The following is a 9481-nucleotide window of genomic DNA, read 5'->3' on the forward strand; positions in this document are numbered from 1 at the left end:
GAGCTCCAGGACGCTGCAGCTCCGCTACCTATACTCTGGTGGTGGAAGCCAACCTATCAACCAAAGACCTGAGAGCGGTAGTAGCCCTGAGCCAGACCAAGAGCTTTGGTCAAGCCGCCCTCCTGGTTCACCTCTCCCAATCTGCGCTGTCGGCCCTGATTGCGCGTGTAGAAGCCCAGATCGGAGCAAGACTGTTTGAGCGCACCACTCGCGCTGTCGAGCTGACCGATGCGGGGCATGTTTTTATTGCCCATGCCCAGGAGATCTTGCGAGATACGCAGCGAGCTCTACAGGCCGTGACGGACACCGTCCAGCTCAGAACGGGATCGGTGACGGTTGCCGCACTCCCCTCTTTGGCCGCCTCGCTGCTGCCAAAGGTCTTTGCCGAATTCACGCGGATTCATCCCGGGGTACGCTTGTCCTTGCTTGATACCTTATCTGGCCCTGCGTTTGATCTCGTTCGTGATGGCAAGGTCGACTTTGCACTCACTGCAGCAGATCCCAAGCAAGAAGACCTCGCCTATGAGCAATTGATGGAGGACCAGTTCTTTCTCATCTGTCCCGATGACCACCCTCTATCCAAGCAGGCAGGTCCCGTCGCGATCGAGAACACCTTGGACTACCCGCATGTCTCCATGCCCAGTTCTGCCAGCGTCCGGCAGTACATTGATGCGGATCTGCACTCAAAAGGGCTTTATTTCGCTCCTGTCTTTGAAGTTGACCATATTGCAACCATCGGAGCCCTGGTCAGTGCTGGTCTGGGCATCAGCGCACTGCCTGAAACAGCCGTATCGCTGTTGCAAGCTGGCCGCCTTGTGCAGATTCCTTTGTCGCCCCCTGGAATTCAACGCCCCTTGGGCATGGTGATGCGCCGCCACGCACCTCGAAGCTCGGCGGCCAAGGCATTGGAGGCGTTAATCAGAGCGAGCCTGCACAACCTGGCCTTTCATTCAAGCTAGAGCACTGCTGCAGATTCCGCAAAAGAGAGAGGTCGAAGGGAATGTAAAAAATTCTCCACGAATCGACACGAGCCGCCTGAACCGTCAAAAACCAACAAAAGCTGTGGGAACTTTGTCTTTAGCACTCTCTCTAACGGAGTGCTAATATGAAGATCATGGAAGAAAGGAAACCTGCAATGAAAACTGCCTCCGGCTCCATTGCTACTGCCTTGGCGCCCGCGAACCCCTGGGCGCTGGTACCTCCGCTGGGCAACCTGGATGCCTATATCTCGGCGGTCAATCGTATGCCAATGCTCACCCTTGAGGAAGAGCAGGACTACGCTCGCAAGCTCAAAGAACACAATGATCTGGACGCCGCCGGGCGTCTGGTGATGTCCCACCTGCGTCTGGTCGTCTCCATCTCGCGCCAGTACCTGGGCTATGGTCTGCCTCACGGCGACCTGATTCAGGAAGGCAATGTGGGCCTGATGAAGGCTGTCAAACGATTCGACCCCGATCAGGGCGTGCGTCTGGTCAGCTACGCCATGCACTGGATCAAGGCGGAAATCCACGAGTACATTCTGAAGAACTGGCGCATGGTCAAGGTCGCCACGACCAAGGCCCAACGCAAGCTGTTCTTCAATCTGCGCTCGATGAAGCATGACCTGAAGTCCGATGCCGCCATGGCGGACGAAGAGCTGGCCCTGCGCGAGACGCTGACCTCGAACGAAATTGACGCGGTTGCTGCCAAGCTCAACGTCAAGCGCGAGGAAGTCATCGAGATGGAAACCCGTCTGGCCGGTGGCGATGTGCTGCTGGATCCTTCTCCCAGCGACGACGGAGAGCAGGCCTTCGGCCCCATCGCCTACCTGGCTGATGCCAGCCACGAGCCTACCGCCATGCTTGAATCACGTCAGCGCGATCATCTGGCGACCGATGGTCTGGTCATGGCCCTGGAGGGACTGGATGACCGCAGCCGCCGCATCGTTGAAGAGCGCTGGCTCAAGGTCAATGACGACGGCTCTGGCGGCATGACGCTGCATGAGCTGGCTGCCGAATACGGTGTGAGCGCCGAGCGCATTCGCCAAATTGAGGTAGCTGCCATGAAAAAGATGAAAAAAGCGCTGGCCGAGTTTGCGTAAACGCCAACTTGCGCTCCAAGCCTTTAAAAGGCTGAAATGCTGAACCTCAAACCCGGATAATTTCCGGGTTTTTTATTTTTCGGCATTGATGCATGTTCTCATGCACACCGATCGCCTATCAAGAATTCAAAAGAGACCTGCCATGCCTATTCGCACTTCGCACATCTTGAAGAACCTGTCCCGCCGCAGCCTGGTTGCGGCAGGAGTCGCCATGGTGGCGACAGCAATGGCTCCGGCCGTCCTGGCAGCCGACAACTGGCCCGACAAGCCCCTTCATCTGATCGTGGGCTTCCCCGCAGGCTCCTCGCCCGACCTGACAGCCCGTGCATTGGCCGAGCCATTGGAGAAGAAGCTGGGTCAGACCATCATCGTGGAAAACCGCGTGGGAGCCGGCGGCAATATCGCCGGCGAATATGTCGCCAAGGCTGATGGCTACACCTTCAGCGTGATGATCAACGGCAATATGACCATTGCCAAGATGCTCAACCCTGCCGTGCGCTATGACCCCATCAAGGACCTGCAGCCCGTGAGCCTGATCGGCGTGGCTCCGCTGGTACTGGTGGCCCCTGCGTCGGCCCCACAAGGCAAGGCCTTTATGGAAGCGGCCGCCAAGGCTGGCGACAAATGGAGCTATGGCTCGCCCGGTGTCGGTACCGTGGGCCATCTGGGCATGGAACTGCTCAAGAGCCGCTCGGCCATCAAGGCCGTGCACGTGCCCTATACCGGCTATCCTCAAGTGTTCAACGGCATTCAGGGCGGCGATTTGAAGCTGTCCATGCTCCCTCCGGCACTGGCCATGGCACAGATTCAGGCCGGCAAGCTGCACGGCATTGGCGTAACCTCTGCAGCACGCAGCCCGCTGGCTCCCGGCCTTCCCAGCCTCAAAGAGCTCGGCGTCAACAACTTTGATCTGGAAATCTGGAACGCCGTGGCTGCGCCCAGGTCCATGCCCAAGGCCCATGTGGACAAACTGGCGGCTGCCGTCAGCGAGATCGTGCGTACGCCCGAGATGCGCCAGAAGCTGTCCATGCAAGGCTGGCAAGCCGTGGGCAGCTCGCCCGAAGGCCTGAGCAACCGCATCCAGCAGGATGTGAAGGCGCTGGGCACCATCATTCGCGAGCAGGGCATCACGGCGCAGTAAACACGCCCCCTGAGCCGCTTTGCGGCTTCCCCCGAGGGGGGACGACAGCCTCGCTGCGCGGCGGCGCTTGCTCGCTGTCACGCAGATGACGTGCGCCAGTTTTCCTCCATCCCACACGCTGAAGCCACTCCGGGTATCAACGAGAGCTACTGCGGCGTCCTTTATCATGCGCCCGACAGGCATGGGTTTACGCTATGCCGTCGGGCGCATTGTTGTATCTGGGGCAGCGCCACCGCTTTTGGAGCCTTCATGGACGCTGGTACCTGGTTCACGCAGCTCAATGCCTGGCAAGTCATGGCATTGGGCCTGGTTTTTTTCGGGCTTATTTATCTTCTGGGCGGCCTGCTCATGGGCGCTCTGACGGCATCTCTTGCCCGTGCCGGTATTGGTAGGCCACTGGATATACGTCCGCTCAAGCCCGACCAGTTGCAACGTGAATGGCGCCAGTCCTTTCATTCCATACTGATCTTCGGCATAGGCATGATCGTCCCCTGGGGCTTTCTGCAACTGGGCTGGGCCCAGCTCTCGCCCACAGCCAGTGCTGGACGCATCGTTGTGGAGATCTTTGCGCTGCTGATCTGGAACGATGTGCACTTCTGGATCAACCACCGCCTGCTGCACACGCGCCGCCTAGTGCGCTATCACGGCGACCATCATCGCTCCGTGGTGACCACGCCCTGGTCCACCTACAGCTTTCACCCCATCGAGGCGCTGATGCTGGGCAACATCATCTTGCTGCCCATGCTGGTGCATGACTTCTACTTCTGGTCGCTGGCCTCGGTGCCGGTGCTGAGTCTGATCCTGAATCTGATCGGCCACTCCAACTACGATTTTTTCCCCTCAGTCTCAGATACCCATCCACTGGCCGCCAGCCGCCGTCACCATCTGCACCACGCGCGCCCGGCAGGCAACTATGGCTTTGCGCTGGCCTTCATGGACCAGATCATGCGCACGCGGGTCGCAGACAACACCCCCAAAAGCTCCAGTCACTGAATGAGCAGGCACCCAGGCCAGCGCCGGTATCCAGTCCTGCGCCACTGGCGGGACTGGCAATCCGTCTTCTACATGATTCTGCTGCCGCTGCTCGTGTGGTGGCAGTGGAGGCATGGCTTCAGCTTCATTCTCTACAGCATCGAGCTGTTTCTGACATTGGGAGTAGGCGTGATTCATCACAACCACACCCATGTGCGCATGTGGTGGGGGCGCTGGACCAACCGCTTCACCGATTACTGGCTGACCCTGCTTCAAGGCCACCCCACCTTTGTGTTCTGGCCCGCCCATGTGGCCAATCACCATCGATTTCGCCATGGACCGCGCGATCTGGCACGCACCTACCGGCCAGAATGGGGCGGCGATACCAATCATCTGTGGGGCTATCTGATGCACCCGGTGCAGGCGGCTTTCGTGCTGTATCCGCTGTTCTTTCGCTGGCTGAACAATCTGCACCGTCACTGGCCTGGCGCCTTTCGCTACTGCATGGGGCAATACACGCTGTGGCTGGGAAGCTGGAGCTTCTTTCTCTGGCTGGACTGGCAAAAGGCGTTGATCTTCATCATTCTTCCCCAGTTGCACGGCCTGCACTGGCTGCTGGCTACCAACTATCTGCAGCATGCCCACGCCGATGGAAGGCCGATGACCAGAGCGCAGCGCAATACTCCAGGTATCGAGCTGAACTACGCGCGCAACTTTGAAGGCCTGGTCAACCCCCTGCTTTTTAATATTGGCCTGCACACCGCGCACCATGAATGCCCGCATGCCCACTGGTCCGAACTGAGCGGGCTGCATGAGCACATTTACCGCCAACGGGTCACACCTGCATTGAACGAAGGTGGCCTGCTGCCTTATATGGGACGCGTGTTTGTATTGGGTCTGGTCTGGCCCGCGGCAAGAACCCAGCCGCAGATGCCGCCCGACGCTGTGAAGTAAAAACCTGTTGAGGATCTATGCCTGTTGCCTATTCCAAGGTCTATCTGCAATCTGCCGGCATGTTTCTGCCTGGTGCCCCGGTGGACAACGCTGGCATGGATGCGTTTGTAGCACCGCTGAACCGCATCTCCGAGCGCATCAAGCGCCGCATCCTGGCCGAAAACGGCATCCAGACCCGCCACTACGCCATTGATGGCGAAGGCCAGACGGTGTTCAGCAACGCCCGCATGGCTGCCGGCGCCATCGAGGAGACCCTGGCCCTGGCCGGCAAAAAGCTCGGCGATGTCGGCTTTCTGTCCAGTGGCTCCTCGGGGGGCGATGCGCTGATGCCCGGCTTTGCCAGCATGATTCAGGGCGAAATGGCCGCCCCGCCCATGGAAACGCTTTCTGTGCATGGGGTCTGCGCCGCCAGTGTGGGGGCCATGCAAGCCGCAGCCATGGCTGTGGAGAGCGGCGCCCATGCACTGGCCCTGTCGGTGGCCAGCGAAATGCCCTCGCGCCTTTTCAAGCGCTCGCGCTTTGCAGCCCAGGGCTATGACACCGATTTCGACGCCCACTTTCTGCGCTGGATGCTGTCCGACGGCGCGGGCGCCGTGTTGCTGGGCGGCCCCAAGGCCCTGCCCCAGGCCAACGGACTGCGCCTCAAGCTCAAGTGGACGCACCAGCGCAGCTTTGCCGGCGACTACCCCGTGTGCATGCAGCTTGGCATGACGGCCGATCGCGGCAAAAGCCATCTGGACTTCCCTGCCTGGAGCGATGCCGAGGCCGCAGGCGCTCTGGCACTGCGCCAGGACATTCGCCTGCTGCCACATCTGTTCGATGTCTGCATTCACGAATATGCAGCCCTGGCCCACCAGGGCTGGGTGCCCGAGCGCGGCATAGACCACTTTCTCTGCCACTATTCGTCGGAGCGCTTCATTCCCGTGGTCGACGAGCTGCTGGGCAAGGCCCAGCTCAGCATTCCACGCGAGCGCTGGTGGAGCAATCTGGCCTGGCGCGGCAACACGGGTGCAGCCTCCATCTTCATCATGCTGTCGGAGTTTCTGCAAAAGCAGGGCCAGAGTCTGAAAGCAGGCGACACCGTACTCTGCTTCATCCCCGAGTCGGGCCGCTTCACCGCAGGCTACATGCTATGGGAAGTAGAGCTGGATGCGATTACCGAGCAAGCTCCAGAGGCCAGTTTCCCGTGGAAATCTGCACAGTCAGCGGCGCTGCCGGATGATGCTCTTCCCGATGTATCCACCATCGCCGCCCCCCATGACCCGGCCGCTGCGCCATCGCAGCTGGCGCCACTGCTAACCGAGCTCGCCAGCATCTGGCAGGACTACCGCAGCAATGTCTGGCGCACGCCCCTGCTCCATCGCATGCGCACACGCCAGTTGCAGATCACCGACTATCTGCGCTGGATGAGCCACTGGATTCCCCAGGTGCGCGAAGGCAGTCTGTGGATGCGCGAAGGCGCGGCCTCGCTGACCGGTGACTACGCCACGCTGGCCTCGCTGATCGACCTGCATGCAGGTGAGGAGCAGAACGACTTCAAGATTCTGCACAGCGACTATCTGAAGGCCGGCGGCACCGAGACCGACATCAACCGCCTGCGCCGCAACCCCGGCGGCGAAGCGCTCAATGCCTATCTGCACAGCCTGGCTGCCACGCCCAACCCGATCGGCCTGCTGGGCGCCATCTACATCATCGAAGGCACGGGCCAGCGCATCGTTCCCAGCCTGCTGCCCCTGCTACGCCAGAGCCTGCCGCTGCCGCCCGATGCCTTCCGCTTTCTCGAATACCACGGTGCCAACGACGAGAACCACCTGGAGCGCTGGCTGCTGGCCGTGCAGATGGCGCTGGAGCTGGACAGTGAAGGCACGGCCCAGCAGGCCATACTGCAGACCGCACGCAACACGGCCGCCATGTACCTGATGCAGTTCCAACATGTGCTGGCCGAGCGATAACTAGAAGCAGCAAAAAGCACCGGGAGGATTCATGAAGAACGAGTTCAACGACCATGTCTGGGACGAGCGCGACCCCAGCCCCTGGCTGGCGCTCTACCTCGACCAGAGCACACCTTTGCCCGATGACGTCAAAGCTGCCTGGCTGCGCGACTGCAGCAGCAGCTCGCGCCAGTTCTTTCTGCCGGCCATGCGGCCGCTGGCGCGGCTGTCCATGATCGTCATTCAGGCGCTGAAGATCTTTCTGCCCAAGCGCTGGTCGCACTCCATGCTGCTGCACCGCCTGCTGGCCTTCGGCATGAAGAAGTTTCTCTCGCCAGAGGCCAACTGGCTCATCATGCGCCACTTTCATCTGGGCTCCCAGGTACTGGCCTTCGTCGCCGCCAATGCCCCGACCAAGGTCAGCACCGCGCCCTTGATGCCCATGGAAATCGACGATGTGAAGGACGAGCTGTTTCTCAAGCACGACCTCAACCTCTTCAACTTCGTGATTCGCCTGAACAAGGCACTGCGTGAGAACGGGCAGGAACTGGTACCCGTGGCCGAGCCCGATTTTTCCATGATCCGCGAGCCCGATCTCAGGCTCGAAGACATGCCGCGCGGGCGCTTCAACGTCATCGACCTGCAAAGCGCCATCGAGCTGTACACGCCCATCTACCAGCTGCTGCTGACCGACAACGACTTCTGGCGCGCCAGCAACTCGCTGCAGCTCGACGAAACCGTTGCCATTTACTGCGCCAAGATCCTGGCCTCGCCAGAGCATCTGGTGCTGCTCAACAACAAGCATCCCATGGTGCCGCTGTCCACCCTGTATGCGGCCTACCGCCTGGTGCTGCACGGCCTGTCCACCGAGATGCTGCACTCGCTGCTGACACGCATGGCCAACGGCGAGCACCCCATTCCCGCGCGCGAGCTAGCCAAGATGCACCGGGCCGCCGAGACGGTGATGGATCAGACCGCCGCACAAAGCTGAACCATGGACCCACAGAGCAACCGCATCACAGGCGTTCGCATCGACGAGCAGACCATCTGGCTGGCACTAGCAGATGGACGTGAACTGGCCGAGCCCATCAAACGACATATCCGCCTCGAAAAAGCCACACCCGAGCAACGCCTGGCATGGGTGCTGAGCGACGAGGATCACGGTCTGAACTGGCCGGCGCTGTGGCAGCCATCTCCCGAAGGCATGGTCAGCGTCTGGGACCTGGATCAGGACAGTCTCTACAACCAGGCTATGGGCGCGCTGCTCGCCGCCCAATGGGACATCACCCGGATATCTCCGGTCCAGCGTGAACTGGTGGCTCTGTGGCGCATGGAAGCCGATATCAACAACGGCGGCTTTCTTCAGTTTCTGGGCAACTGGGGAGTGGAGAACCATCAGCTCCCCCTGCAGGCTCTGCAGGCCATAGGCGCTCCCCTCACGCATCAATGTCTGCAAGACATGTTTGCGGTACTCAAGCGCTTCGAGGAGACGTCAGAAAATGTGGACTTCTCCGATCTGCCTGCACTGCTGACGGACGCCGAGCATGAGCAGTTGCAGGAACTGGAAGAAGCCTTCTGGGACTACCCGGAGCCTTTGAACAAGCTGGTGGTCATGCACTACGGACCCGTCCAATGAAGTCTGAAAACAAATCCAGCAAGACCTATTCGCTGGCATTTCGCAAAGCCCTGGTGGACGAAGCGCTGAATCGCACACCAGGCGGCGGGTTTCCGGAGCTGGAAAAGCGCCACCACCTCAAGCCCGGCACCCTGTTCGACTGGGTCGATGAGCTGGGCCCGACACCGCCGCCTGCGCCTTTTTCTGCACTGCATTTCTGGATAGGCAATACGCCGCTGGGCGAGCCGGAATTTGCCCGCTACTTTGAACATGCAGACAGTTACTGGGATCTGGAAGTCGAAGACATCGAGGGCAGCAGCGAAGATGTCACGGGTTGCGCTTTCTACCAGGACCTGGGCAGAAAATTTCTGTTCGACGAAGACCTGCTGCTGGTGATCTGGCTGCCCGAGCCGGTCCCTGTCGCCACCATAGTGGGGCAAAGCACACTGGACTCCGACGCATCACTCGCGCTCATCGTGCAGGCCTGCGAGACCCAAGACATTCACACGGCCAACGCCATGTTTGTCTATGCCGACCCCTGCGAGACGATCACCGATCCAGACAAGCTCTACAACGGACTGAGCTACATGGGTCTTTTTGACGACTGACGCAGCTCAGGCGCTTTTTCATCTTGTTAATTTCCACGCATAACTGACCCGCCGGGGGTGCGGACAAAAACTTGGACTACCAGGAGGTAGTTCATGTACTCATACGCAGACAGGATTCGTGCAGTTGAGCTTTACATCAAGCTTGGCTTGCGTGTCAGAGCCACGATTCGCCAGTTGGGG

9 protein-coding genes are annotated in these 9481 nt (G+C 60.1%); all 9 read left to right on the forward strand.

Translation table 11 applies throughout. The annotated features are described in order from the left end of the window. Positions 1–38 precede the first annotated feature (38 nt). The 9 genes from FSY45_RS25755 (at position 39) to FSY45_RS25795 (ending at position 9301) form a co-directional block, all read left to right on the forward strand. Complete coding sequence (locus FSY45_RS25755; protein WP_046461850.1) at positions 39–959, forward strand: LysR family transcriptional regulator; 921 nt, start codon at positions 39–41, stop codon at positions 957–959. A gap of 176 nt (positions 960–1135) precedes the next feature. Next, entirely contained in the window at positions 1136–2080 is a 945-nt protein-coding gene (gene rpoH / locus FSY45_RS25760; RefSeq protein WP_003071304.1) for an RNA polymerase sigma factor RpoH, read from the forward strand. A 142-nt stretch (positions 2081–2222) separates the two neighbouring features. After that, positions 2223–3221 (forward strand): tripartite tricarboxylate transporter substrate binding protein, encoded by a 999-nt coding sequence (locus tag FSY45_RS25765; protein ID WP_012839677.1) that lies wholly within the window; start codon positions 2223–2225, stop codon positions 3219–3221. A 249-nt stretch (positions 3222–3470) separates the two neighbouring features. Next, on the forward strand, positions 3471–4214 hold the full coding sequence (locus FSY45_RS25770) for a sterol desaturase family protein (protein WP_003071302.1): 744 nt from the start codon (positions 3471–3473) through the stop codon (positions 4212–4214). After that, positions 4215–5147, forward strand: coding sequence for a fatty acid desaturase (locus FSY45_RS25775; protein ID WP_034363578.1), 933 nt, complete (start codon positions 4215–4217; stop codon positions 5145–5147). It abuts the gene before it with no gap. A gap of 17 nt (positions 5148–5164) precedes the next feature. Next, positions 5165–7099: a StlD/DarB family beta-ketosynthase gene (locus FSY45_RS25780; protein ID WP_046461851.1), complete on the forward strand. Its 1935-nt coding sequence runs from the start codon at positions 5165–5167 to the stop codon at positions 7097–7099. A 31-nt stretch (positions 7100–7130) separates the two neighbouring features. Then, positions 7131–8069 carry a hypothetical protein gene (locus tag FSY45_RS25785; protein ID WP_003071299.1) on the forward strand — a complete coding sequence of 313 codons (939 nt, stop codon included), beginning with the start codon at positions 7131–7133 and terminating at the stop codon, positions 8067–8069. Positions 8070–8072: 3 nt separating this feature from the next. Next, positions 8073–8714 carry a DUF4375 domain-containing protein gene (locus FSY45_RS25790; RefSeq protein ID WP_046461852.1) on the forward strand — a complete coding sequence of 214 codons (642 nt, stop codon included), beginning with the start codon at positions 8073–8075 and terminating at the stop codon, positions 8712–8714. Continuing rightward, positions 8711–9301, forward strand: a complete 591-nt coding sequence (locus tag FSY45_RS25795; protein WP_046461853.1) for an immunity 22 family protein — start codon at positions 8711–8713, stop codon at positions 9299–9301. Before FSY45_RS25790 ends, FSY45_RS25795 begins: the two co-directional genes overlap by 4 nt. The last annotated feature ends 180 nt before the right edge of the window (positions 9302–9481 follow it).

It is taken from the genome of Comamonas sp. Z1 (genome assembly GCF_008121555.1).
In the GTDB taxonomy this organism is placed as follows: domain Bacteria; phylum Pseudomonadota; class Gammaproteobacteria; order Burkholderiales; family Burkholderiaceae_C; genus Comamonas; species Comamonas thiooxydans.

What these genes read in the sequence shown, in the direction of transcription:
- rpoH (WP_003071304.1), top strand. Translation starts at nt 1,136, where the DNA reads ATGAAAACTGCCTCCGGCTCCATTGCTACTGCCTTGGCGCCCGCGAAC.
- FSY45_RS25765 (WP_012839677.1), top strand. Translation starts at nt 2,223, where the DNA reads ATGCCTATTCGCACTTCGCACATCTTGAAGAACCTGTCCCGCCGCAGC.
- FSY45_RS25770 (WP_003071302.1), top strand. Translation starts at nt 3,471, where the DNA reads ATGGACGCTGGTACCTGGTTCACGCAGCTCAATGCCTGGCAAGTCATG.
- FSY45_RS25775 (WP_034363578.1), top strand. Translation starts at nt 4,215, where the DNA reads ATGAGCAGGCACCCAGGCCAGCGCCGGTATCCAGTCCTGCGCCACTGG.
- FSY45_RS25780 (WP_046461851.1), top strand. Translation starts at nt 5,165, where the DNA reads ATGCCTGTTGCCTATTCCAAGGTCTATCTGCAATCTGCCGGCATGTTT.
- FSY45_RS25785 (WP_003071299.1), top strand. Translation starts at nt 7,131, where the DNA reads ATGAAGAACGAGTTCAACGACCATGTCTGGGACGAGCGCGACCCCAGC.
- FSY45_RS25790 (WP_046461852.1), top strand. Translation starts at nt 8,073, where the DNA reads ATGGACCCACAGAGCAACCGCATCACAGGCGTTCGCATCGACGAGCAG.
- FSY45_RS25795 (WP_046461853.1), top strand. Translation starts at nt 8,711, where the DNA reads ATGAAGTCTGAAAACAAATCCAGCAAGACCTATTCGCTGGCATTTCGC.